This window comes from Paraburkholderia caffeinilytica (assembly GCF_051027425.1).
Taxonomy (GTDB): domain Bacteria; phylum Pseudomonadota; class Gammaproteobacteria; order Burkholderiales; family Burkholderiaceae; genus Paraburkholderia; species Paraburkholderia caffeinilytica_A.
Window position 1 is genome coordinate 3,214,503 of the sequence record NZ_CP186552.1, and the last position, 22,900, is coordinate 3,237,402.

Annotated in this window: 23 protein-coding genes; 10 read left to right on the plus strand and 13 right to left on the minus strand. The window is 63.3% G+C overall.

The window, feature by feature from the left end; genetic code table 11:
• Positions 1 to 9 precede the first annotated feature (9 nt).
• The 4 genes from ACOSV0_RS14115 to ACOSV0_RS14130 all read right to left on the minus strand — a co-directional run bounded on the left by ACOSV0_RS14115 (position 10) and on the right by ACOSV0_RS14130 (position 3,076).
• Complete coding sequence (locus ACOSV0_RS14115) at positions 10 to 363, minus strand: RidA family protein (protein ID WP_434106773.1); 354 nt, start codon at positions 361 to 363, stop codon at positions 10 to 12.
• 94 nt (positions 364 to 457) lie between these two features.
• A complete protein-coding gene (locus ACOSV0_RS14120; RefSeq protein ID WP_434106774.1) occupies positions 458 to 1,369 on the minus strand; it encodes an alpha/beta fold hydrolase in 912 nt (303 codons plus the stop codon).
• A 358-nt stretch (positions 1,370 to 1,727) separates the two neighbouring features.
• A complete protein-coding gene (locus tag ACOSV0_RS14125; protein ID WP_434106775.1) occupies positions 1,728 to 2,369 on the minus strand; it encodes a CoA transferase subunit B in 642 nt (213 codons plus the stop codon).
• Between the two features lie 2 nt (positions 2,370 to 2,371).
• Positions 2,372 to 3,076 (minus strand): CoA transferase subunit A, encoded by a 705-nt coding sequence (locus tag ACOSV0_RS14130; protein WP_054040428.1) that lies wholly within the window; start codon positions 3,074 to 3,076, stop codon positions 2,372 to 2,374.
• A 252-nt stretch (positions 3,077 to 3,328) separates the two neighbouring features.
• On the opposite strand from ACOSV0_RS14130, the gene ACOSV0_RS14135 reads away from it, so the two are divergent.
• Positions 3,329 to 3,874, plus strand: coding sequence for a LuxR C-terminal-related transcriptional regulator (locus tag ACOSV0_RS14135; RefSeq protein ID WP_434106776.1), 546 nt, complete (start codon positions 3,329 to 3,331; stop codon positions 3,872 to 3,874).
• A 122-nt stretch (positions 3,875 to 3,996) separates the two neighbouring features.
• On the opposite strand, the gene ACOSV0_RS14140 is transcribed toward ACOSV0_RS14135, so the two are convergent.
• Positions 3,997 to 4,428, minus strand: coding sequence for an acyl-CoA thioesterase (locus ACOSV0_RS14140; protein WP_434106777.1), 432 nt, complete (start codon positions 4,426 to 4,428; stop codon positions 3,997 to 3,999).
• A 91-nt stretch (positions 4,429 to 4,519) separates the two neighbouring features.
• A complete protein-coding gene (locus tag ACOSV0_RS14145) occupies positions 4,520 to 5,296 on the minus strand; it encodes an SDR family oxidoreductase (RefSeq protein WP_093643305.1) in 777 nt (258 codons plus the stop codon).
• A 188-nt stretch (positions 5,297 to 5,484) separates the two neighbouring features.
• Between ACOSV0_RS14145 and ACOSV0_RS14150 the strand changes: the two genes are divergently transcribed.
• The gene (locus ACOSV0_RS14150) at positions 5,485 to 7,158 is read left to right on the plus strand and encodes an electron transfer flavoprotein-ubiquinone oxidoreductase (protein ID WP_434106778.1); all 1,674 of its coding nucleotides are present in this window, start codon (positions 5,485 to 5,487) and stop codon (positions 7,156 to 7,158) included.
• Positions 7,159 to 7,295: 137 nt separating this feature from the next.
• Here ACOSV0_RS14150 and ACOSV0_RS14155 read toward each other — a convergent pair whose 3' ends face one another.
• The 4 genes from ACOSV0_RS14155 to ACOSV0_RS14170 form a co-directional block, all read right to left on the minus strand.
• Complete coding sequence (locus ACOSV0_RS14155) at positions 7,296 to 8,771, minus strand: glycosyltransferase family 9 protein (RefSeq protein ID WP_434106779.1); 1,476 nt, start codon at positions 8,769 to 8,771, stop codon at positions 7,296 to 7,298.
• Positions 8,772 to 8,816: 45 nt separating this feature from the next.
• Positions 8,817 to 9,917, minus strand: coding sequence for a chorismate synthase (gene aroC, locus ACOSV0_RS14160; protein WP_434106780.1), 1,101 nt, complete (start codon positions 9,915 to 9,917; stop codon positions 8,817 to 8,819).
• Positions 9,918 to 10,136: 219 nt separating this feature from the next.
• A complete protein-coding gene (locus ACOSV0_RS14165; RefSeq protein WP_434106782.1) occupies positions 10,137 to 12,074 on the minus strand; it encodes an MFS transporter in 1,938 nt (645 codons plus the stop codon).
• A 166-nt stretch (positions 12,075 to 12,240) separates the two neighbouring features.
• A complete protein-coding gene (locus ACOSV0_RS14170; protein ID WP_434106783.1) occupies positions 12,241 to 12,705 on the minus strand; it encodes a CBS domain-containing protein in 465 nt (154 codons plus the stop codon).
• Positions 12,706 to 12,944: 239 nt separating this feature from the next.
• On the opposite strand from ACOSV0_RS14170, the gene ACOSV0_RS14175 reads away from it, so the two are divergent.
• The 3 genes from ACOSV0_RS14175 to ACOSV0_RS14185 all read left to right on the plus strand — a co-directional run bounded on the left by ACOSV0_RS14175 (position 12,945) and on the right by ACOSV0_RS14185 (position 15,800).
• Positions 12,945 to 14,438: an O-acetylhomoserine aminocarboxypropyltransferase gene (locus ACOSV0_RS14175; protein WP_434106784.1), complete on the plus strand. Its 1,494-nt coding sequence runs from the start codon at positions 12,945 to 12,947 to the stop codon at positions 14,436 to 14,438.
• Positions 14,435 to 15,280 (plus strand): alpha/beta fold hydrolase, encoded by an 846-nt coding sequence (locus tag ACOSV0_RS14180; RefSeq protein WP_434106786.1) that lies wholly within the window; start codon positions 14,435 to 14,437, stop codon positions 15,278 to 15,280. Before ACOSV0_RS14175 ends, ACOSV0_RS14180 begins: the two co-directional genes overlap by 4 nt.
• A 199-nt stretch (positions 15,281 to 15,479) precedes the next feature.
• Entirely contained in the window at positions 15,480 to 15,800 is a 321-nt protein-coding gene (locus ACOSV0_RS14185) for an Mpo1-like protein (protein WP_012433756.1), read from the plus strand.
• Positions 15,801 to 15,840: 40 nt separating this feature from the next.
• On the opposite strand, the gene ACOSV0_RS14190 is transcribed toward ACOSV0_RS14185, so the two are convergent.
• A complete protein-coding gene (locus ACOSV0_RS14190) occupies positions 15,841 to 17,154 on the minus strand; it encodes a YihY family inner membrane protein (protein ID WP_434106788.1) in 1,314 nt (437 codons plus the stop codon).
• Between the two features lie 127 nt (positions 17,155 to 17,281).
• Here ACOSV0_RS14190 and wrbA point away from each other — a divergent pair, with 127 nt between their 5' ends.
• From wrbA to ACOSV0_RS14210, 4 genes are all read left to right on the plus strand, one after another.
• Positions 17,282 to 17,884 carry an NAD(P)H:quinone oxidoreductase gene (gene wrbA, locus ACOSV0_RS14195; protein ID WP_115780521.1) on the plus strand — a complete coding sequence of 201 codons (603 nt, stop codon included), beginning with the start codon at positions 17,282 to 17,284 and terminating at the stop codon, positions 17,882 to 17,884.
• 50 nt (positions 17,885 to 17,934) lie between these two features.
• A complete protein-coding gene (locus ACOSV0_RS14200) occupies positions 17,935 to 18,450 on the plus strand; it encodes a DUF2069 domain-containing protein (protein WP_434110286.1) in 516 nt (171 codons plus the stop codon).
• Positions 18,451 to 18,514: 64 nt separating this feature from the next.
• On the plus strand, positions 18,515 to 19,933 hold the full coding sequence (locus ACOSV0_RS14205) for an FAD-binding oxidoreductase (RefSeq protein ID WP_434106790.1): 1,419 nt from the start codon (positions 18,515 to 18,517) through the stop codon (positions 19,931 to 19,933).
• Between the two features lie 55 nt (positions 19,934 to 19,988).
• Positions 19,989 to 20,795 carry a metallophosphoesterase gene (locus tag ACOSV0_RS14210; protein WP_434106791.1) on the plus strand — a complete coding sequence of 269 codons (807 nt, stop codon included), beginning with the start codon at positions 19,989 to 19,991 and terminating at the stop codon, positions 20,793 to 20,795.
• Between the two features lie 45 nt (positions 20,796 to 20,840).
• Here ACOSV0_RS14210 and ACOSV0_RS14215 read toward each other — a convergent pair whose 3' ends face one another.
• Complete coding sequence (locus ACOSV0_RS14215; protein ID WP_434106793.1) at positions 20,841 to 21,695, minus strand: hypothetical protein; 855 nt, start codon at positions 21,693 to 21,695, stop codon at positions 20,841 to 20,843.
• Between the two features lie 24 nt (positions 21,696 to 21,719).
• Here ACOSV0_RS14215 and ACOSV0_RS14220 point away from each other — a divergent pair, with 24 nt between their 5' ends.
• The gene (locus ACOSV0_RS14220) at positions 21,720 to 22,457 is read left to right on the plus strand and encodes an SOS response-associated peptidase (protein WP_434106794.1); all 738 of its coding nucleotides are present in this window, start codon (positions 21,720 to 21,722) and stop codon (positions 22,455 to 22,457) included.
• Between the two features lie 149 nt (positions 22,458 to 22,606).
• Here the strand turns inward: ACOSV0_RS14220 and ACOSV0_RS14225 are convergent, their stop codons facing one another.
• Entirely contained in the window at positions 22,607 to 22,765 is a 159-nt protein-coding gene (locus ACOSV0_RS14225) for a hypothetical protein (protein WP_434106796.1), read from the minus strand.
• Between the last annotated feature and the right edge of the window lie 135 nt (positions 22,766 to 22,900).

Consider the following 22,900-nt stretch of genomic DNA (forward strand, 5'->3'; position numbering starts at 1 on the left):
AGGCCTGACTCAATCGCGCTGCGCGGCGACCACGACGACTTCGACGAGGCACTTCGGGTTCGCAAGCTTCGCTTCCACGGTAGCGCGCGGCGGCGTATTGCCTTGTGCGACCCACTCGTCCCACACCGCGTTCATGCCGGCGAAGTGCACCATGTCCGAGATGTAGATCTGCACGGACAGCAACTGCGACTTGTCACTATTCACTTCACCCAGCAAACGGTCGATATGGCCGAGCACTTCGCGCGTCTGACCCGTAATGTCCTGATCGTCGTCTTCGGCAATCTGACCCGCGAGGTACACGGTGCCGTTGTGCACGGCGATTTCCGAGAGGCGCTTGCCGACGTGATGACGAATGACTGCCATGAAGAATCCTGAGGTTGGTTAAAAGTTGATCGAAGATGCGTTCCGCATTGCGCCCATTCGCTCAAGGCTTAAGAGCGCCGCGCGGAACTTCACATTATGACGCCTCGGCGACCTGCCCGATAAAGAACTGCCGCGCAAGGTCGATCTGATCGGCCGACAGAAACGCCGGCGCATGTCCGACACCCGCGATCTCCGCGCTCGACACAGCACGCCCGGTCTCGACCATCTTCGCGACGGTCTCACGCGAGAGCAGATCCGATTGCTCGCCGCGCACCACCAGCACAGGTCCCTGAAACACAGCCAGCGAATGCCACAGCGCGGCCTCGCCGAGTTTGACCGACTCTTCAGTCGTGGCGGCAAACGGCTGTGCGATGCGCGGATCGTACCGGAGCAACCACGCGCCGTCCTGCTCGTGCAAAAGCGGCGTATTGATCTCGCGCCACTCCTCTGGCGTGAGCGGACCGAAGCTTTGTGCAAGCAACGCGGCGTAATCGATGCCCTGCTGCAGCGTTTCGAAGCGCACAGGCTTACCGAGATAATCGCCGATGCGCTGCACGGCCGCCGGCTCCAGATGCGGACCGACGTCGTTCAACAGCATTTTTCGGATCGGCGTGTCGGGCAAACCGGCAAGTGCGAGCCCGATCAGACCGCCCATCGAGGTACCGAACCAGTCGACCGTTTCGACGTTCAGCCGCGCGATCAGCGTGACCATATCCGCGACGTACTGCGGCACTGCATAGAAGTTGGGGTTCGCGAGCCACGATGACAAGCCCCGCCCCGCCACGTCCGGACACACCACGCGATACGTGCCGGCAAATTCCGCCGCGAGGCGGTCGAAATCGCGCCCCGAGCGCGTCAAGCCGTGCACGCACAGCAGCACACGCGGGTTTGCCGGGTCGCCCCACTCGGTGTAGGCGATCCGATGCAAGCCCCCGGCGCTCGCGCACTGCACATAACGTTGGCGCGGCACGGGCCGCCCGGCGATGGAAGCGGACGTTTCGGTCATCTGGGTTCCTTGCAAAAGCGTCATGGGCTCGGCGCAGACCAAGCGGCGGGGAATGAACGTCGAATCTTCAAACGATTGTAAACCGCTTTGCCGCGCGGCAAGGATCGGCCAGACGGCCTAGGACTGACGAAGCTGGATGCCCAGGGTAAAAGCCGCAGCGCCGGCGCCCCGATGCGGGCAGTGCAAAACGGCACGAAAAGACGGCGCCAAAACAAAACGGGCGAGACTCGCGCCTCGCCCGTTTTACAACCTCACGTCAATTAGCTTCCTAAGCCACCCACGACCCACAAGGCAGCTTGCCTCGCCGCCGCGTGCCGGGTCATACAGACCCAGAGCACCAGACGGCTCACAACACCCTTCAGCTCACCGCGCTCACGTCCAGCGGCGCGCCGGTCTTCGCCTTGATTTCCTCGACGCTGACGCCCGGCGCCAGCTCGGTCACCTTCAGACCGTCTTCCGTGACTTCGATCACGCCGAGGTCGGTGATGATCTGATCGACCACGCCCACGCCGGTCAGCGGCAGCGTGCATTCTTCGAGAATCTTGTGCTGGTCGCCCTTTGCAACGTGTTCCATCAGCACGACCACGCGCTTGACGCCCGCGACCAGATCCATCGCGCCGCCCATGCCCTTGATCATCTTGCCCGGAATCATCCAGTTGGCCAGATCGCCCTTCTTGCTGATCTGCATCGCGCCGAGAATCGCCAGGTTGATGTGACCGCCGCGAATCATCGCGAACGAATCCGCCGACGAGAAAATCGACGAACCCGGCAGCGTGGTCACCGTCTGCTTGCCGGCATTGATCAGGTCGGCGTCCACTTCTTCTTCGGTCGGCGACGGGCCGATGCCGAGCAGGCCGTTTTCCGACTGCAGCCAGACCTCGACGCCCGGCGGCACGTGGTTCGCCACCAGCGTCGGCAGGCCGATGCCGAGATTCACGTAGAAACCGTCCTGCAATTCCTTCGCCGCGCGTGCGGCCATTTCGTCACGATTCCATGCCATGATCAGTCTCCTTTCGCGCGGACGATGCGTTGTTCAATGCGTTTTTCCGGATTCGCATTGAGCACAATGCGCTGCACGAAAATGCCCGGCGTGTGGATCGCATCCGGATCGAGTTCGCCCACTTCAACGATTTCCTCGACTTCCGCGACCGTGATCTTGCCGGCCATCGCGCACATCGGGTTGAAGTTGCGCGCGGTGCGGCGATAGATCAGGTTGCCCGATTTGTCGGCTTTCCATGCCTTGACCAACGCGACGTCGGCCGTCAGCGAATGTTCGAGCACGTAGTGGTTTTCGCCGAACTGGCGGGTTTCCTTGCCCTCGGCAATCAGCGTGCCGTAGCCAGTGTTCGTGAAGAAGGCCGGAATGCCCGAGCCGCCGGCGCGCAGCTTCTCGGCGAGTGTGCCTTGCGGCGTGAATTCGAGCTCGAGTTCGCCGGCCAGATACTGGCGTTCGAACTCCTTGTTTTCGCCCACGTACGACGAAATCATCTTCTTGACCTGGCGCGTTTCGAGCAACAGACCGAGGCCGAAACCGTCGACGCCCGCATTGTTGCTGATGCACGTGATGCCTTGCACCTTCGAATCGCGCAGCGCCGCGATCAGCGCCTCGGGAATGCCGCACAGCCCGAATCCGCCGACGGCAAACGTCTGCCCGTCCTTGACGATGTCTTTCAGCGCCTCGGCGGCGCCTGGATAGACCTTGTTCATCAGTATGTCCCTTCCTTTATGGAAATCCGAAACCGGTACGCCGGATTTTGTGCGACTTCGATATGACGCTTAGCGGGCAAACGCCCGACACGTCATTCTAGTCATCCGCGGCGGGCTTTGCGCTCAGCTTGCCCTGGCTGGCGTCAGTGCCTGCCCCGAACGTTTCGCCGCGTTGTCATGTGCCCGAAAGAGTACGCTGGGCGCCCCATGCGGCACAATACGCAAAAATACATAAGTACTTGCCGCCGACCCATGCCCGCACTGGATTACCAAACCGCGTTTCAACTCGCCCCGATCGGACTCGTACTGTCGCGTGAACGGATCATCGAAGACTGCAACGACGAGTTGGCGTCGATATTCGGCTGCACGCGCGAAGCGCTGCTCGGCCAGTCGTTCCAGGTGCTGTATCCGTCGACGGACGAATTCGAGCGGATCGGCGCGCGGATTCCGCCGATCATGACCGCGCAAGGCAGCTACGCCGACGACCGGATCATGAAGCGGGCCAACGGAGAATTGTTCTGGTGCCACGTCACAGGCCGCGCGCAGCAACGCGCCGACCCGCATGCCGCCGGTGTGTGGACGTTCGAGGATTTGAGCGCGACACGACGCGTGGCGGTCGAATTGACGCCGCGCGAGCGGGAAATCGCCGCGCAACTGGTGACGGGCAAAACCAGCAAGCAGATTGGACGGGCGCTGGATATCAGCCCACGCACGGTCGACGTCTACCGCGCGCGGCTGATGCGCAAATACGATACGGGGAACGCGACCGAGCTTTTGCAGCGTTTGCTCGGGCACTGAGAGACCGCTGAGAGAGCACTGAGGCGCTGAGCGTTGAAAACCGGGCGGCAATCGCTTGCCCTTTGCAGCGTTTGGGCAGTGCACGTTAAGCTCGCGCCGCCGGTTCGGCGCGAAAGCCGCTGCTACACCGCCTTGACCGGCGCCGCACGCTCGATGGTCGCGCGCAACATATCCGGAACCGGTACCGACTTGCCCGCGGCGTAGTCGATCCACACGCAGCGCGCGGCGCCACGCGCATAGACGGTGTCCGGCTCGTCGGTGCGCACGAGTTCGAAGGCGGTGTCAAAGCTGCTGCGGCCAGGCGTGGCCACGGACATCCGGCCGATCACATCGCCGGGATAGTGCAACTGCTTGAGAAACTCCATCGACGCGTTGACGATCACCGGCCCCTGTCCGTCGGCGTTGCTGCCGGCCAACCCCAGTTGCTCGAACCAGGAAATCCGCACCTGCTCCATGTAACGGAAATAAACCGTGTTGTTCACATGGCCGAATGCGTCCATGTCGCCCCAGCGGATCGGCATCGACATCTCAAAAACTGCGTGAAAATCGCTCATCGTACTTCTTTAACGGGTTGAAACGAGGGTGAAGCCGACGCGCGGGCCGGCGCAAACATGACGTACGAGGCGCGGCGCCCTAAAACCGCGTTCAGGCGAGCCCGAACCCGTCGTCGGCGGCGATCACCGAGCCATTGATGAACTGCGACTCGTCGGCCGCCAGCAGCAGCAACAGCCCGTCCAGATCCTCCGGCTTGCCAACCCGATGGCGCGGCAGCAGCGAAACCAGCTTTTGCCCCTGCTCGGTCGACCAGTGATGATGGTTGATCTCAGTATCGATATAGCCCGGGCAGATGGCATTCACGTTGATGCCGTGCTTGCCCCACTCCAGCGCCATGGCTTTCGTCATATGGACGACAGCGGCCTTGCTCATCGAGTACAGACCGATCTGCGGCAGCACCCGCAAGCCCGCCATCGACGCGATATTGATGATCCGGTACGACGGCTTCTGCGCGCTATTGCCACGCATGATCATGCGCTTGGCGACTTCCTGGGCAACGAAGAAAGCGCCACGCGTGTTAGTGTCGAACACGTATTCGAAGTCGGCCGGCGTGACTTCCGAGAGCTTCTGCGTGGTCGATACGCCTGAATTGTTCACCAGAATGTCGATCGTGCCCGCCTCGGTTTCCGCGTGAGCGACGGCCGACTTGATGCTCTGGTAATCCGTGACATCGAGCGAAACGACATGGGCCGCGCCGCCAGAGGCTTCAATCTCGGCGCGCAATTCCTTCAGCCGCTCGGTACGGCGGCTCGCCAGCACAACCTTGGCGCCAGCCTGCGACAATACTTGAGCAAAGCGCTTTCCCAACCCGCTCGAGGCGCCGGTGATCAGCGCGACCTTGCCTTCCAGATTGATCGAACGGCCCATTGTCGTTCCCTTGTTCGGTTGTTGTTACAGACGCGGTTGACAGGTGCGGCAGGACCGCCACTGCGGGTCATACCGTATCATAGAAATAGAACGATCGTGCTAATCTATGCTCATCTGGTTGCAGTGGCGGAGACCATCGCCCACAATACGATCCCGAAAAAAGCATTCTAACGGTAAGAGGAGCATCAATGACCCCCGCAAGTCTCATTGAGCAGTACGGCCCGCGCGAGTCGATGGAATACGACGTCGTGATCGTCGGCGGCGGCCCGGCTGGCCTGTCCGCAGCGATCCGCCTGAAGCAGCTCGCGGCTGAAAAAGGCGTCGAGATTGGCGTGTGCGTACTCGAAAAAGGCTCGGAGATCGGGGCTCATATCCTGTCGGGCGCGGTGATGGATCCGCGCGCGATCACCGAACTGATCCCGGACTGGAAAGAAAAAGGCGCGCCGCTGACGGTGGACGTGACCGAAGACAAGTTCCTGTTCCTGACCGAAACCGGTTCGAGGAGCGTGCCGACCTGGGCGCTGCCGGACAACTTCAAGAATCACGGCAACTACGTGATCAGCCTCGCGAACGTCACGCGCTGGCTGGGTCAGCAGGCCGAGGCGCTGGGCGTCGAGATTTTCCCGGGCTTTCCGGCCGCGGAAATCCTCTATAACGACGACGGGTCGGTCAAAGGCGTGGCCACCGGCAACCTGGGCATCGGCAAGGACGGCGAGCCAACCGAGAATTTCCAGCTCGGCATGGAATTGCACGCGAAGTACACGCTCTTCTGCGAAGGCGCGCGCGGACACCTCGGCCGCCAGTTGAACGACAAATTCAAGCTGCGCGAAGGCGTCGATCCGCAGGTCTACGGTATCGGCATCAAGGAATTGTGGGAAATCGATCCGTCGAAGCACAAGCCGGGGCTGGTGATGCATACGGCCGGCTGGCCGCTGGAGAACGACACGTACGGCGGCTCGTTCCTCTATCACATGGACAACAACCAGGTGGTGGTGGGCTTCGTGGTCGGCCTCGGCTACACCAACCCGTACCTGTCGCCGTTCGAGGAATTCCAGCGCTACAAGACGCATCCGGCGATCCGCGCGATTCTGGAAGGCGGCAAGCGCGTGTCGTACGGCGCGCGGGCGATCACCGCGGGCGGTCTGCTGTCGCTGCCGAAGCTGGTGTTCCCGGGCGGTGCACTGGTGGGCGACGATGCCGGTTTCCTGAACGCATCGCGAATCAAGGGTTCGCATGCGGCGATCAAGACCGGCATGCTGGCGGCTGACGCCGCATTTGAAGCCGTACAGGCCGGCCGCACCAGCGACGAACTGACGGCCTATCCGGAGTCGTTCAAGACCTCGTGGCTGCACACCGAGTTGCATCGTGCGCGCAACTTCAAGCAGTGGATGAGCAAGGGCCTGTACCTCGGCACCTTGATGGTGGGTCTTGAGCAGAAGGTGCTCGGCGGCAACGTGCCCTGGACGCTGCATCACCAGCACTCGGACCACGAGATGCTCAAGCCCGCATCGCAATGCAAGCAGATCGTGTATCCGAAGCCGGACGGCAAGCTGACGTTCGACCGCCTCTCTTCGGTATTCATCTCGAACACCAACCATGAAGAAAATCAGCCGGCGCACCTGACGCTGAAAGACCCCTCAGTGCCGGTGAACGTGAACTGGCAGACGTATGCCGGGCCGGAATCGCGCTATTGCCCGGCAGCGGTGTACGAGTTCGTGAAGAACGACGACGGTAGCGAGCGTCTGGTGATCAATGCGCAGAACTGCGTGCATTGCAAAACCTGCGATATCAAGGACCCGACCCAGAACATCGTGTGGGTCACGCCTGAGGGCGGTGGCGGGCCTAACTATCCGAATATGTGATTCGGTGTCTGATTGCCGTGCGCGGAGCTTGTATGTCTGCCCGCGCGCGGCACGCAATCAAATCGTTCCGTGCAGGTGTAAGAGACAACAAGGCATCGGGTGCAACCGTATTGCCAACAGCACCGCACAGCGAAACCTCAACTGCCCCGCATCATTTCAATCCGCTCCCGCACTTGAGCCAGCACAGGCGCCCACGTGCCGATCTCAGGCTGTCGATAGAGCTCAATAGAATCGTACCAGGCCGTGGTGCCCGATTCATCGCCCCAAAACCACGCCGACACATGGTCGATCATTAAACACGTCCGCACGCCGAGCGCCCCGGCCAGATGCGCCGGCCCGCTATCGATCGTGACGACCAGATCCAGATTCGCCAGCAACGCAGCGACGTCGTCGAATCCGGACTGAAAATGGTGGGTCAGATCGACAACGTCGAGCCCCCTCGCCCGCCACTGCGCGACCGTCTCGCCGCGCCCCGGCGACAACGCAAACCAGGTCACGCCCGGCACGCTCAATAGCGTCTCGAACTGCTCGACAGGTACCGAGCGCCGCATGTCGCGGATATGTTCCGGGTTGCCGTTCCACACCAAGCCGACTTTTCGATTACCGGGCTGGCCGGCCGTGTGCGCATCGACCCGCTCGCGCCATGTCTGCGCCAGCGCGGGCTCGGCGCTCAGATACGGCGCGCCCCACCCTGTTGCGTCGAAAACGCCGAGCCGCAACGGCAAGCTCATCAAGCCGCAATGAAAATCAGGCCGCGTCTCAAGGCTGGTTTCGAGCGGCAGGTCGGCAGGCAGCAGCCGTTCGAACAGATGCCGCAACGGCCCGTCGTGACCGAAAATCACACGGCCGCCCTCGCGTCGCGCCCGCTCGGCCAGCACCGGCAGAAAGCGCACTGCCCACAGGCAGTCGCCGTTGCCTTGCTCGCCGTACACAACCAGCGTTTTGCCTTGCAGCGATTCACCCTGCCAATGCGCGCTGATCGCCGCGAGTGCATGTTGCGCGTTATTCAATTCGTCGCCGAACGCGATGCGGGACTCGTAGTGCGCCCAGCCGTCAGCGAAACGCCCTGTACGGATTTCGAGTTCCGACAGATCGAACAATGCATGCATGTTATCCGGCGACAGGTCCAGCACTTGCCTGAGCAAGGCTTCCGCTTCGACAAACCGCGCCTGCTCCTTGACGCACAACGCAAGCTTGTGAAGCGCTACCGGATTGCCGGGCACGACGCGCACCGCTTCGCGTAGTAGCCGCTCGGCCGTGTCGAAGTCGTTGCGCTGTTGCACAGCGGCGGCGCGCCAGATCAGCGCATTGGCGTCTTCGCTGTTTCGTTCGAGGAGCAGCGCCGTGGCGGAGTCGACCAGCGCCCAGTCGCGCACGATGAACCCCGTCTGCGCAATCGTGTGAAGCAGTGTGGGTTCGCAAGAGGGATCGAGCTGCCAGGCGCGCACCAGCGCTGCAAGCGCTTCGCGCCGGCGGGCTTTGTCACGGCCGGCGTGTTGCAGCAGCGCTTGCCCGAACGCAAGGCAGTCTGCCGCGCCGGCCTGCGGCGCGGCAGCACGTGCACGCAGGTCCGCGAGATGCCTGTCTGCCGGTTCGGTGTTCGTATCGGTCATTGAGACGACGCGGTGCGCAGTGCGAAGACGCTCAGAGCGTACCTTTTACGGCGCGCTCGCGGCAATCTTCGGCGTGTTCACGGCGACGTCGCCACACTGCGCACGGTGGCGCAGCGCGTGGTCGACCAGCACCAGCGCGAGCATGGATTCGGCGATCGGCGTGGCACGAATGCCGACGCACGGGTCATGCCGCCCGAACGTTTCGACGATAGCCGGTTGCCCCGACTTGTCGATCGAGCGGCGCGGCGTGCGGATGCTCGAGGTCGGCTTGATCGCGATGGACACCGTGATGTCCTGCCCGGTCGAAATGCCGCCGAGCACGCCGCCAGCGTGATTGCCGACGAAGCCTTCCGGCGTCAATTCGTCGCCGTGCACCGAACCGCGTTGCGCGACGCTGGCGAAGCCCGCGCCGATCTCGACGCCCTTCACCGCATTGATGCCCATCATGGCATGCGCGATGTCCGCATCGAGACGGTCGAACAGCGGCTCGCCGAGCCCGACCGGCACGCCGGAAGCCACGACGTTGATACGTGCGCCGATCGAGTCGCCGTCTTTGCGCAGTGCGTCCATGTACTCTTCGAGCTGCGGCACGATGTCTGCATTGGGCACAAAGAACGGGTTCTCACGCACATGCGCCCAGTCGACGAACGGCACGTCGATCTCGCCGAGCGCCGCCATATAGCCGCGGATCTCGGTACCGAACTTTTCGCGCAACCATTTCTTCGCCACGGCGCCGGCCGCGACCGTAGGTGCAGTCAGACGAGCCGACGAACGGCCGCCACCGCGATAGTCGCGAATGCCGTATTTCTGCCAGTAGGTGTAGTCGGCGTGGCCCGGGCGGAAAGTGTCCGCGATGTTGCCGTAGTCTTTGCTGCGCTGGTCCGTATTGCGAATCAGGAGCGCAATCGGCGCGCCGGTGGTCTGGCCTTCGAATACGCCCGACAGGATTTCGACCTTGTCTTCTTCCTGACGCTGCGTAACGTGGCGCGACGTGCCTGGCTTGCGGCGGTCGAGTTCGAGCTGGATATCGGCTTCGCCAAGCGCCATGCCCGGCGGGCAACCGTCGATCACGCAGCCGATAGCGGGACCATGCGATTCGCCGAAGGTCGTGACAGTGAAAAGCGTACCGAGCGTGTTGCCGGACATGGGCGTCGTCCAAAGAAATGCGGGGAAGGCACTATTATGCCAGCCCTCAAGGCGCCAGGGCCGCGGTGCGCAACGGTCTATGCCTTTCGGACAAGTCTCCGAGGGGCGTAGGCGCCAGTGGGAATGCAGAAAGCCCCTCCGCAGCGGGACCCCACCGCGAACTCCATAACGCCGCGGCGCGCGCCACGAATCCGATCCGCAGGCCGTTATCCGGCCACATTACTTCCGCGCGCCCCGCAACTCCGTGACGATCTGCTGCAGCACCTCCGGCGTCGCCTCTGCCGGATCGATCGGTTCGCCCACCGCCAGCGTCAGCCGGCTCATCACGCCCTTCTGGATCGGCCGCGGCCAGCGCGTGTCGCTGGCGCGAGAAAACACGCTGCCCCACAGCCCGCGCAGCGCCATCGGTATCACCGGGGCCGGCATACGGCGAACGATCTCGGTCACGCCGTGGCGGAAAGGATTCATTTCGCCGGTCTTCGTCAGCTTGCCTTCCGGGAAGATGCAGACCAGTTCGCCCTCGGCAAGCGCCTCTGCGCAGCGCTCGTAGGCACGCGTCAGCAACTCCGGATCCTGATGCGCGGGTGCGATCGGAATCGCCTTCGCCTGCCGGAACACCCAGCCGGCGAACGGCGTCTTGAATATCTGATGATCCATCACGAAACGGATCGGCCGCGGACTCTCGGCCATGATGACAATCGCATCGACGAAGCTCACGTGGTTGCACACCAGCACGGCCGCGCCCTCTTCCGGAATCCGTTCGGCATGCACGAGACGAATCCGGTAGAACGTGTGCACCAGCACCCAGGCGATAAAACGCAGCAAAAACTCAGGCACGAGCGAGTAAATGTACGTCGCGACGACAATGTTCAGCAGCGCGGTCACGAGGAAAATCGCCGGAATGCTGAAACCCGCCGCGGTCAGTCCCATCGCCATCAACGCCGAGACGATCATGAACAGCGAATTCAGAATATTGTTCGCGGCAATGATGCGTGCGCGGTGAGTCGGCTGGCTGCGGCTCTGGATCAGCGCATAGAGCGGCACGCTATAAAAGCCGCCGAACATCGCCAGCAGAAACAGATCGGCCAGCACGCGCCAATGTGCCGGCCGCACGAGGAATTCGCCGACGCTCAGCAGATGCCCCGCTGCCGGCAACGCATGGCTGGCGAAGAACAGATCGATCGCGAACACGCTCATGCCGATCGAGCCAAGCGGCACGAGGCCGATTTCGATGCGCCGCTTCGAGAGCTTTTCGCACAGCAGCGAGCCCAAACCGATACCGATCGAGAACGTACCGAGCAGCACGGTCACGACGTCCGGATCGGCGGACAGCACATTTTTCGCGAAGCTGAAAAACGACGACAGAAAGGTCGCACCGACAAACCACAACCAGGAAATCCCCAGCAGGCTCAGAAACACCGTGCGGTTTTCGCGCGCGAGCTTCAGGTTGCGCCACGTCTCGCTGATCGGATTCCAGTTGATGCGCAAATCGGGCTGCGGCGCCGCCGTGGCCGGCACGAAGCTCGACACGAGCCGCCCCACCAGCGCAATCGCGACACAGGCGCACGCCAGCACCACGGCGCCATGCTCGACGAAACCCGCGCCCACGCCGCCGACGATCGTGCCGATCAGAATCGCGACGAAGGTGCCCATCTCGACCATCCCGTTACCGCCGACGAGTTCCGATTTCGACAGATGCTGCGGCAGGTACGAGTACTTGACCGGTCCGAACACGGTCGAATGGACACCCATCAGAAACGTGCACAGATACAGCAACGGCGCGCTATGCAGCCAGAAACCCGCGCCGCCGATCAGCATCACGACGATTTCGAAGCTCTTGACGAAACGCGTGAGCATCGCCTTGTCGTACTTGTCCGCGATCTGGCCCGAGGTGGCCGACAGCAGCACGAACGGCAGAATGAAAATCGCCGAAATCAGGAACGCGGCCGTTTTGGGATCGACGCCGGAAAAACGCGCCGCCTGATACGTCACCAGCGACGTGAAGCCAATCTTGAAAACGTTATCGTTCATCGCGCCGAGGAACTGGGTCCAGAAAAACGGCGCAAAGCGGCGCTGCCCTAGCAGGCGGAACTGGGACTCGTGTCCCTCGTGAGCACGGGCGGCACGGCGGGCGGCAGGTAACGGACGATCGCTCATGGAGTTCGAAGACGGCCTGAAAGCGCAACAAACGCGCGCAACAAAAGGGAATGGACCGGGCACAAAAAAAGCGCACGCTTTCGCGCGCGCCTTGACCGCATCTTCATACTCACGGCAACGGCGCTCACACCGCGGTGAGCCAACGCGCGTGGGTTACGCCGGTGAGTTAGCGCGGCGCCGGTTGCTGTTCCTGCTGCTCTTCCGGCCAGTCGCGAATGTAGGCCTTGAGCATACGGTTTTCGAAGCCCTGCTCCTCGACCACCGCCTTTGCGACGTCGTAAAACGAGATCACGCCCATCAGCGTGCGGCTTTCCAGCACCGGCAAATAGCGCACATGATGCTCGAGCATCATGCGACGAACCTCGTTGACGTCCGTTTCGGGCGTGCAGGTGAGCGGATGGTCGTCCATCAGCTTGCGGATCGTGGAGGTGCCGAGGCTGCCGCCGTGCTTGCTCAAGGTCAGAATAATTTCGCGAAACGTCAGCATGCCGACGAGGTCGCCGTATTCCATCACGACTAACGAGCCGATATCGTGCTCGGCCATGGTATTGACCGCGTCGTGCAGCGTGGTATCCGGCGTGACCGTAAAAAGGGTGTTGCCTTTGACTTTAAGAATGTCGCTGACTCGCATGTTCTGTCTCCGTGATACCCGCTAAGCTGATATTGCCTGAATGACTTTCGATCCTAGCGGAAAGGTTCGTAAAAGGAAAGCGGCCCGCCCACCAAGGCGCAGCGGGTGTTTGCAAGATCGGCCCGGCGCCGGTCAAACCGCCTCCACCGGGAAAACCGCGCTTGAAGCGAACCATGCCGGTGATAGGATGGCCGCCACTTTCACCTTTCGCGAGGCCGTCCGTGGCTTCGCCGCCCAGGATGTCCGCCAACCGTTTCGACACGCTTGCGCTGCACGCCGGCGCAGCCCCCGACCCGACCACCGGCGCGCGCGCCACGCCTATTTACCAGACTACCTCTTTTTCGTTCCGCGACTCGGACCACGCCGCGGCGCTCTTCAACATGGAACGCGCCGGCCATGTCTATTCGCGCATCTCGAATCCGACCGTAGCCGTGTTCGAGGAGCGCGTGGCCGCGCTGGAAAACGGCGCGGGCGCGATCGGCACAGCCAGCGGCCAGGCCGCGCTGCATCTGGCGATTGCCACGCTGATGGGCGCCGGCTCCCATATCGTCGCCTCCAGCGCGCTGTACGGCGGCTCGCATAACCTGCTGCACTACACGTTGCGGCGTTTCGGCATCGAGACGACCTTCGTCAAACCGGGCGACCTCGACGGGTGGCGCGCCGCGCTGCGCCCGAACACGCGCCTGCTGTTCGGCGAGACGCTCGGCAATCCGGGCCTCGACGTGCTCGATATCGCCGCGGTGGCACAGCTCGCACACGAGCACCGCGTGCCGCTGCTGGTCGATTCGACCTTCACCACGCCCTACCTGCTCAAGCCGTTCGAGCACGGCGCCGACTTCGTCTATCACTCGGCGACCAAATTCCTCGGCGGCCACGGCACCACGATCGGCGGCGTACTCGTGGACGGCGGCACGTTCGACTTCAACGCGTCCGGCCGCTTCCCCGAATTTACCGAACCGTACGAGGGCTTTCACGGCATGGTGTTCGCCGAGGAAAGCACAGTCGCACCGTTCCTCCTGCGCGCGCGCCGCGAGGGCTTGCGTGACTTCGGCGCGTGCCTGCATCCGCAAGCCGCGTGGCAACTTCTGCAGGGCATCGAGACGCTGCCGCTGCGCATGGAACGGCACGTCGCGAATACGCGCAAGGTGGTCGAATTCCTGAGCGCACACCCTGCCGTCGAAGCCGTCGCCTACCCGGAACTGCCGTCGCATCCAGATCATGCGCTGGCGAAGCGTCTGCTGCCGCGCGGCGCGGGCGCGGTGTTCAGCTTCAATCTGCGCGGCGACCGCGCCGCCGGGCGCAGTTTTATCGAAGCGCTTTCGCTGTTCTCACATCTCGCGAACGTCGGCGACGCACGCTCGCTGGTCATTCATCCTGCATCGACGACGCATTTCCGCATGGACTCTGCCGCGCTCGCCGCAGCCGGCATCGCGGAGGGCACGATCCGTTTGTCTATTGGCCTTGAAGACCCCGACGATCTGATCGACGACCTCAAACGCGCGCTGAAAGCCGCGCAGAAAGCGAGCGGGACAAGTGCGTCTGGAAGTGGGTCACCGGGCACTTCGGGCACTTCGGGCACTTCGGGCACTTCGGGCACTTCAAAAAATAGCGCTTCGGGCTCATCCGCAGCTTCGGCGCAAGGTACTTCCTCCAGCGCATCCGCCCCTTCTGCCGAACGCAACCCATCCGACCCATCCGCTGACGCGGCCAATCCCCGCCCGGAGTCCGCATGATTCTCACCGTTCAAGGCAAGCCCGCCTACGCGTACACCGGCGGCAAACCCTTCGACCCCAGCTTGCCAACCGCGGTGTTCATCCACGGCGCCGAGCATGACCATAGCGTGTGGGCATTGCAAACGCGTTACTTCGCGCATCACGGCTTCGGCGTGCTCGCGGTCGATCTGCCCGGACACTGCCGCAGCGGCGGCCCCGCGCTCACGACCGTCGCCGCCATGGCCGACTGGCTGGCCGCCCTGCTCGACGCCGCCGGCGTACAGCGCGCCTTCGTGGCCGGTCACAGCATGGGCTCGCTGATTGCACTCGATTTCGCCGGGCGCTATCCGGAGCGCGTCACGCACCTCGCATTGCTCGCCACCGCCGTGCCGATGGCCGTCTCCGACGCCTTGCTCGACGCCGCCCTGCACCGCGAGCCCGATGCAATCGACATGGTCAATCAATGGTCGCATTCGACGCTCGCCGCCAAGCCGTCGTGCCCCGGCCCTGGCTCCTGGCTGCACGGCATGAACCAGCGGCTGATGGAGCGCGTCTCGGCGAGCGGCGAGCCGCACCTGTTCCACACCGACTTCACCGCCTGCAATAGCTACGCGGACGGCCTGACGCGCGCAGCCGAGGTGCGTTGCCCGACGCGGTTGATCGTGGGCCGGCGCGATGCGATGACGCCGCCACGCGCAGCCAAAGCGCTCGCCGCCGCGCTCTCCCAAGCCGGCGTACCGGTCGACACGGACACGCTCGAAGCCGGCCACGCCCTGATGACCGAGCAGCCAGACGCCACGCTCGACGCGCTGTTCAGCTTCGCTTCGAAAGCCGCAAGTGCCGTTCCACAAGGCGTTCGATAGCCGCTGCGAATCCTCACGATAACCGCGCCGACGCAGGCGCGCCATCGTCCGAATGGCCAGGTTGCACGCATGGCCCGATAGCCGCACAATGGGTCAAGCCTGTCCTGTTTCGAGCGCGTTCCGGGCATGTCGGCGCGCGGCGAAGCAACCTGGGAGCGACGGGCACAGCGTCGAGCAGCGTCGACATTCGGAGGCCATGATGGCTCAAACCGCGCACACCGATCACTTCGCGAGTTTCGCGGAGTTCTACCCGTATTACCTGAGCGAGCATCGCAACACGGTATCGCGACGGCTGCATTTCGTGGGGTCGCTCGGCGTAATCGGCTGCCTCGCCATGGCGCTCGCCACCGGTGACTGGCTATGGCTGCCGGCTGCCGTAATCTGCGGATACGGCTTTGCCTGGGTCGGGCATTTCTTCTTCGAGAAGAACCGGCCGGCTACCTTCCGGCATCCGCTCTATAGCCTGATGGGCGACTGGGTGATGTTCAAGGACATCTGCGTCGGGAAGATTTCGCTGTAGCTTTTGCTGCCGCTTCAGGCGGCCTACTCAGGCAGCCTGCTCATGCAGTCTGATGAGGCATGGAAGAAGTGCCCAACTCGCTTTCCTGTGCGCGCGCCGCCCGCGCGGCAGCACGCGCCGCCAGCAGCACAGCGAGCGTCACCTTCAGCTTGTCGTTTTCCAGCGCCGCCAGAAGGGTCTGGCCATCCACCCGCGTGGAGTTCAATTCAAGCTGATATTCGAGCTCCGCGCGATCGATCACAAACAGATCGAACAGGCGCTCGACCGTAATCTGCGCCGGATTCGCCAACAGCAGGAAATACGGACGCGTGCCGTCCTCCTGCAAGCGCGCGATCCACTCGATCTCCTCGAGCTTCTGCAGCAGGTTGATGGTGGTGTCCATCTCGCGGCGAAGCATTCGCGAAAGCTCCGGTACCGTGTAGCCGCGCTTGCCGGCATCGCGCGCTTCCGAGAGCCGCGCGAGGAGTTCAAGCGAATCGAACAGATCGCTGCCTTCGAAAGTCGGCCGGTGAAACTGGCCAATGCGGATCGCCGGCAAAGCCGACGCGATCATCGCGCCGGCCAGCGCAATGAACCAGCACAGGTACATCCACAGCAGGAATAGCGGCACAGCGGCAAACGCACCGTACACGGCGGTGTAGGTGGGAATGCGGCGCACGTAATAGCCAAAGCCGCGCTTGGCGAGTTCGAAGGCAATCGCGGCAGTAATCCCGCCGATCACCGCGTCGCGCCACTCCACCCGGCAGTTCGGCAGAAATACGTAAAGCATCGTGAACGCGAGTGCCGTCAAGGGCAGCGCGGCGCCGGTCAGCGCCCAGTCGACTACCGAAGGAATATGCTGGACGGCCGTGACCGCCACGGAGCGCGTGAACAGATAGGAAGAAATCGACAGGCTCACGCCGATCAGAATCGGGCCGAGCGTGATGATCGCCCAGTAGACCAGAATGCGCTGCGCGATCGGCCGCGCCTTGCGCACCCGCCAGATCACGTTGAAAGCGGATTCCACGGTCATCATCGTCATCACGGCGGTGACGAACAGAAAAATCATGCCGATGGTCGTGAGGCCTTTGGCCTTCGACGCGAACTGATTCAGATAATCGAAAATCTGACTGTTGAGCTGCGCGGGCATCAGATGGTCGGCAAGGAAAATCTGCAGCGACATCTGGAACGAGCTGAAAATCGGGAACGCCGTGAACAGCGCGAACGCGACCGTGGCGAGCGGCACGAGCGCGAGCATGGTGGTGAACGTGAGGCTGCCGGCCACCTGCGGAATACGGTCTTCGCTACTGCGCTTCGCGGCAAACTGCGCGAGACGTTTGAGCTTGTCGAGATCGAAACGCACCCTGGACAACAAACCCACCTTCTTACCCCCTGCTATATCAAACAGTGTTTCAGGACCGTGCGCGAGGCCTGGCCGAATGGCTAGGGACGGCCTGTACAGCGGACCCAGCCCCTATAATACCCGTTCACCGATGAGGCCTATGAAAGACATTCTCGTGCTCTATTACAGCCGTCATGGCGCCACGCGCGAGCTTGCGCTGGCGATCGCCCACGGCGTCGACAGCGTCCCCGGCATGCAGGCGCGTGTGCGCACCGTGCCGGCGGTTTCCACCGTCTGCGAAGCGACCCAGCCGGATATTCCCGCTGAAGGGCCGCCCTACGTCGAACTGCGCGACCTCGAAGAATGCGCCGGTCTCGCGCTCGGTTCGCCCACCCGCTTCGGCAACATGGCGGCGTCGTTGAAATATTTTCTCGACGGCACCACGCCGCAGTGGCTTTCCGGCGCGCTGTCCGGCAAACCGGCCTGTGTGTTCACCTCCACCGGCAGTTTGCACGGCGGCCAGGAGTCCACGCTGCTATCCATGATGCTGCCGCTTCTGCATCACGGCATGCTGATCGTCGGCATTCCGTACACCGAGAGCGCGCTCTCCACCACGCAAACCGGCGGCACACCCTATGGTGCATCGCATTTCGCGCGCGCGGGCACGGCCGAACAGGGCATCTCCGCCGACGAAAAGACGCTGGCGATCGCCCTCGGGGCACGCGTTGCCCGCACGGCGGCGTCCATGAGCGAACGGCCGTGAGCGAGCCGAATGCCCCACAGACGGCGAACGATGCGAATGTCCCGTTGCCCGTGAGCAATCGCAACGCGCAACATGCCGGCTCGTTCCCGGCGGATTCCGCAACGAACGCCCCCATACGTGCAACCGTCGTGCCCGTGCAGCAAAAACGCGCCGCCGCTTTCGGCGCCACGGCCGCCCTGCTCGCGTTGATCGTCTTGTCCGTCGCGTGGGAATGGTGGCTCGCGCCGCTGCGCCCAGGCGGCTCGGCGCTGGTGCTCAAAGCCGTGCCGCTGCTGCTCGCGCTGCCCGGCGTGTGGCGCCGCCGGCTTTACACGCTGCAATGGGCATCGATGCTGATCCTGCTGTATTTTGCCGAGGGCATCGTTCGCGGCTGGAGCGACCACGGCCTGAGCGCCCGGCTCGGCTGGCTCGAAACCGCTCTTGCCGTGGTTTTCTTCGTCTGCACGCTCGCGTATGTCGCGCCGTTCAAGCGCGCCGCAAAACGAGCAGCCAAGCAGGCAGCGAACCAGGCAGCACAAGAGAACGCCCAGCAGAACGCCGGGCAGACCGAAGGAAGCACACGATGAGAACAACGCTGTTCAAGTCGTTTCCCGCGTAAACCTGTCCGCCGACCATCCTGACCGACCCAACATGACCCAAGCCGCTTTCCTCTCCGCTTGCCGCGACGCCATCGGCGCCACCCAGGTACTGACCGACCCGCACGACACCGCCCCCTACCTCACCGACTGGCGCCGGCGCTACACCGGCGCGGCCTGTGCGGTGCTCTGCCCGGCCACGCCTGAGGAAGTCGCCGCGCTCGTCAAACTCGCCGTCGAGCATCGCATCGCGCTGGTGCCGCAAGGCGGCAACACCGGTCTGGCCGGCGGCGCCACGCCGGACGCCAGCGGTGCGCAGGCGGTCATCAGTCTGCGGCGCCTGAACCGGGTACGCGACATCGATCCGCACAACAACACGATCACGGTCGAAGCCGGTGTCATTCTCGCCGAAGTACAGAAGCACGCCGAGGAAGCCGGCCGCCTGTTCCCCTTGAGCCTCGCCGCCGAAGGCAGTTGCACGATCGGCGGCAATCTCGCCACCAACGCGGGCGGCACCGGCGTACTGCGCTACGGCAACACGCGCGAGCTGTGCCTGGGCCTCGAAGTGGTCACCCCGCAAGGCGAACTGTGGGACGGCCTGCGCGGACTGCGCAAGGACAACACCGGCTACGATCTGCGCGATCTGTTCATCGGCGCGGAAGGCACGCTCGGCATCATCACCGCCGCTGTGCTCAAGCTGCATCCGCAACCGGCCGCCCGCGTCACGGCGCTCGCCGCGCTCGCGTCGCCGCATGCGGCGCTCGATTTCCTGTCGCTCACGCAACGCGTCGCCGGGCCGCTTCTGACCGGCTTCGAATTGATGTCGGATTTCTGTCTGCGGCTGGTGGGGCGGCATTTCGAGCAGATGCGCTATCCGTTCGCCGAATCGCACGCGCAAGTCGTGCTATTGGAACTGTCGGACAGCGAGAATGAGCAGCATGCGCGCGAATTGTTCGAGCGCCTGATGGAAACCGCGCTCGAAGAAGGTCTGGTCGAAGACGCGGTGGTCGCGGAGAACCTGACACAGTCGCGGGCATTCTGGAATCTGCGCGAACACATCCCGCTCGCGCAGGCGGAGGAAGGCCTGAATATCAAACACGATATCGCGGTGCCGATCTCGCGCATCGGCCATTTCATCGAGGAAACCGATGCGGCCATCGCGCAAGCCGTGCCGGGCGTACGCATGGTCACGTTCGGCCATCTCGGCGACGGCAATCTGCACTACAACGTGCAGGCGCCCGAGGGCGTCGACGCGAAAGCATTCCTGGATAGCTGGCAAAGCCCGATCAACCAGATCGTCTACGACAGCGTGCACCGGCATCGCGGCAGCATCAGCGCGGAACACGGCCTCGGCCAGTTGAAGATCGACGAGGCCATGCATTACAAGCAGGACGTGGAGGTGCAGTTGATGCGCGCCGTGAAACGCGCGCTTGACCCGCTGAACCTGATGAATCCGGGCAAGGTGCTACGCTAAGGTTTATAGAAAGCCTTCGCCATCGGGTGCGAGGTCCATTGCAGGAGTCGTTGCCGTGAAGATTCGAGTGCTGTCCGATCTGCATCTGGAGAACGACGAGCCCGAGCTGATCCCGCATGCGCACGCGGATCTGATTGTGCTGGCCGGCGACATCCACAATCACGCGGCCGGCCCACGCTGGGCCGCGCAAACTTTCGACGGCGCCGTGCCGGTGGTCTATGTGCCCGGCAATCACGAGTACTACGACGGTGAATTCGGCGCGCTCGAAACCGCGCTCTACGACGCAGCCGCGCAAGTCGACAACGTACATGTGCTGAACAATGCCACGCTGGTCGACCCGCAAGGCCGCTGGCGCGTACTCGGCACCACCTTGTGGACCGACTTCGCGTTATACGGCGCGGATACAGACACGCTCGCCGGGTCCATCGACGCATCGCGCCGGGTGATGCTCGACTTTCGCGGCCTGATCCAGATGAACTGGCCGCACGGCACGCAGGACTCGCCGCGCGACTTCACTCCCGACGATTCCCTCGCGCTGCACCGGCGGGCGCGCGCCTGGCTCGAAAGCGAGCTGGCAAAACCGTTCGACGGCAAGACGATTGTCGTCACGCATCACGCGCCGCATCGGCTGAGTCTGGCTGAGCGCTACGCGGAAGACCGCGTGTCGGCCGGTTTCGTCAATCATTTGCCGGAACTGGTGCGCTCGCCCGTCGCACTGTGGATTCACGGCCATACGCATACGCCGTTCGACTACACCGTGAACGGCACGCGCGTGGTCTGCAATCCACGCGGCTATCTCGACCGGCGCACCCGTCAGCTGGAAAATCCGCAATTCACGTGGGATAAGGTCGTAGAGATATAGCGGCGGCTTGGGGCCGATCTGGGTAGCGCGGCCAGGTGCCACGCACTACGCTGTTGCTGTCGGCGGGTTCGGGTGTCTTACTGGCGTGTGGGCATATCGGCTTGTCGGCATATCGGCTTGTCGGCTTGTCGGCTTGTCGGCTTGTCGGCTTGTCGGCTTGTCGGCTTGTCGGCTTGTCGGCTTGTCGGCTTGTCGGCTTGTCGGCTTGTCGGCTTGTCGGCTTGTCGGCTTGTCGGCTTGTCGGCTTGTCGGCTTGTCGGCTTGTCGGCTTGTCGGCTTGTCGGCTTGTCGGCTTGTCGGCTTGTCGGCTTGTCGGCTTGTCGGCTTGTCGGCTTGTCGGCTTGTCGGCTTGTCGGCTTGTCGGCTTGTCGGCTTGTCGGCTTGTCGGCTTGTCGGCTTGTCGGCTTGTCGGCTTGTCGGCTTGTCGGCTTGTCGGCTTGTCGGCTTGTCGGCGTTTCGGCGTTTCGGCGTTTCGGCGTTTCGGCGTTTCGGCGTTTCGGCGTTTCGGCGTTTCGGCGTTTCGGCGTTTCGGCGTTTCGGCGTTTCGGCGTTTCGGCGTTTCGGCGTTTCGGCGTTTCGGCGTTTCGGCGTTTCGGCGTTTCGGCGTTTCGGCGTTTCGGCGTTTCGGCGTTTCGGCGTTTCGGCGTTTCGGCGTTTCGGCGTTTCGGCGTTTCGGCGTTTCGGCGTTTCGGCGTTTCGGCGTTTCGGCGTTTCGGCGTTTCGGCGTTTCGGCGTTTCGGCGTTTCGGCGTTTCGGCGTTTCGGCGTTTCGGCGTTTCGGCGTTTCGGCGTTTCGGCGTTTCGGCGTTTCGGCGTTTCGGCGTTTCGGCGTTTCGGCGTTTCGGCACATCAGCATCACGCCAGATCGCCCCGGACAACTCGAATCGATAAAACCCGCCATCCCGGTCATCTCCGGAGGTCGCTCATGTGTGGTCGAATCAGCCAGTACCGCGATCCGCATCTGTACGCGCAGCAGCTTGGCCTCGCCGATCCGCTCATGCTATTCGACGCCGCCGACCGCCGCCCCGGCTATAACCTCGCGCCGGGCACTCATCCGCTCGCGATCTACCCGGACCAGACGCTGCACGCGATCCACTGGGGTTATTGCCCGGATTGGGCACGCGAGCAACATCTGCCGCAGACGATCAATGCACGAGCCGAAACCGCGCCACATACACGCTACTTCAAAGACCTATGGAAAACCGGACGGGTATTGGTGCCGGCGGACGGCTGGTTCGAATGGCGCATGGAAGCCGCGCCCGGAACATCAGGAACCTCAGGAACATCAAGCGGGGATAGCGCGGAAGAAACCGACACAACAGTCCGCCAGCCTTACTTCGTGCATCTGAAAAGCGGCGTGCCGATGTACCTCGCGGCCCTGTCGAGCGTACGCGGCACGGAACCGCAAACGGCAGGAATGGGATTGGTGATCGTAACGGCGATCGCCGACGCGGGCCTGATCGACGTACATGGCCGGCGTCCGCTGGTATTCGCGCCGGAGGCGGCGCGCCGCTGGCTGGATCCGGCCCTGCAGTCCGACGAACTCGAACAGCTCGCTCGTAGCGCCTGCCTGCCCGCCGCGCGGTTTCGCTGGCACCGGGTGAGCCCGGAGGTAGACCGCACGCTCACCGACGAGCCGGGTCTGATCGAAGCGCTGCACTGAAGCTGAAAGTGCCAAGCAGCGCGGATCGAAACGGATCGGAAACCTGACTACACGTGCGCGGTAAGACGCGGCAATGCGAAAGGCACCCCGAAAAACGCAACAGCAAGCTCAATTGCCACGCGCCCGGCAACCCGGCGCGCCGGCGTGGCTCAGCGATCGCGCCGTTGTTCCTGCAAATCAGGACGCTCGACCTTGACCGGCACCAGTTGCGGCTGCTGCTCGCGCAGACGGCGCAGCAGATCGCGCGATGCGGCGATTCCGATCAGTCCCAACATGACGGCCACGCCGATCATCAGATGCGTATCCATGAATTCCTCGTCCTTCGGTTGTTGCGATTATTGCGATTTGCCGAACGGCGGCTAATTGAACGTGAGCGTTTGCGGCAGAATGCGGCAGCGCATGAACCACACGTTAGCAAATCGACCGCGACGCAGAAGTAAGGA

Excerpts from the sequence above, each read along its gene's own strand:
- ACOSV0_RS14115 (WP_434106773.1), bottom strand. The coding sequence starts at position 363 with ATGGCAGTCATTCGTCATCACGTCGGCAAGCGCCTCTCGGAAATCGCC.
- ACOSV0_RS14120 (WP_434106774.1), bottom strand. The coding sequence starts at position 1,369 with ATGACCGAAACGTCCGCTTCCATCGCCGGGCGGCCCGTGCCGCGCCAA.
- ACOSV0_RS14125 (WP_434106775.1), bottom strand. The coding sequence starts at position 2,369 with ATGGCATGGAATCGTGACGAAATGGCCGCACGCGCGGCGAAGGAATTG.
- ACOSV0_RS14130 (WP_054040428.1), bottom strand. The coding sequence starts at position 3,076 with ATGAACAAGGTCTATCCAGGCGCCGCCGAGGCGCTGAAAGACATCGTC.
- ACOSV0_RS14135 (WP_434106776.1), top strand. The coding sequence starts at position 3,329 with ATGCCCGCACTGGATTACCAAACCGCGTTTCAACTCGCCCCGATCGGA.
- ACOSV0_RS14140 (WP_434106777.1), bottom strand. The coding sequence starts at position 4,428 with ATGAGCGATTTTCACGCAGTTTTTGAGATGTCGATGCCGATCCGCTGG.
- ACOSV0_RS14145 (WP_093643305.1), bottom strand. The coding sequence starts at position 5,296 with ATGGGCCGTTCGATCAATCTGGAAGGCAAGGTCGCGCTGATCACCGGC.
- ACOSV0_RS14150 (WP_434106778.1), top strand. The coding sequence starts at position 5,485 with ATGACCCCCGCAAGTCTCATTGAGCAGTACGGCCCGCGCGAGTCGATG.
- ACOSV0_RS14155 (WP_434106779.1), bottom strand. The coding sequence starts at position 8,771 with ATGACCGATACGAACACCGAACCGGCAGACAGGCATCTCGCGGACCTG.
- aroC (WP_434106780.1), bottom strand. The coding sequence starts at position 9,917 with ATGTCCGGCAACACGCTCGGTACGCTTTTCACTGTCACGACCTTCGGC.
- ACOSV0_RS14165 (WP_434106782.1), bottom strand. The coding sequence starts at position 12,074 with ATGAGCGATCGTCCGTTACCTGCCGCCCGCCGTGCCGCCCGTGCTCAC.
- ACOSV0_RS14170 (WP_434106783.1), bottom strand. The coding sequence starts at position 12,705 with ATGCGAGTCAGCGACATTCTTAAAGTCAAAGGCAACACCCTTTTTACG.
- ACOSV0_RS14175 (WP_434106784.1), top strand. The coding sequence starts at position 12,945 with ATGTCCGCCAACCGTTTCGACACGCTTGCGCTGCACGCCGGCGCAGCC.
- ACOSV0_RS14180 (WP_434106786.1), top strand. The coding sequence starts at position 14,435 with ATGATTCTCACCGTTCAAGGCAAGCCCGCCTACGCGTACACCGGCGGC.
- ACOSV0_RS14185 (WP_012433756.1), top strand. The coding sequence starts at position 15,480 with ATGGCTCAAACCGCGCACACCGATCACTTCGCGAGTTTCGCGGAGTTC.
- wrbA (WP_115780521.1), top strand. The coding sequence starts at position 17,282 with ATGAAAGACATTCTCGTGCTCTATTACAGCCGTCATGGCGCCACGCGC.
- ACOSV0_RS14205 (WP_434106790.1), top strand. The coding sequence starts at position 18,515 with ATGACCCAAGCCGCTTTCCTCTCCGCTTGCCGCGACGCCATCGGCGCC.
- ACOSV0_RS14215 (WP_434106793.1), bottom strand. The coding sequence starts at position 21,695 with ATGGCGGGTTTTATCGATTCGAGTTGTCCGGGGCGATCTGGCGTGATG.
- ACOSV0_RS14220 (WP_434106794.1), top strand. The coding sequence starts at position 21,720 with ATGTGTGGTCGAATCAGCCAGTACCGCGATCCGCATCTGTACGCGCAG.
- ACOSV0_RS14225 (WP_434106796.1), bottom strand. The coding sequence starts at position 22,765 with ATGGATACGCATCTGATGATCGGCGTGGCCGTCATGTTGGGACTGATC.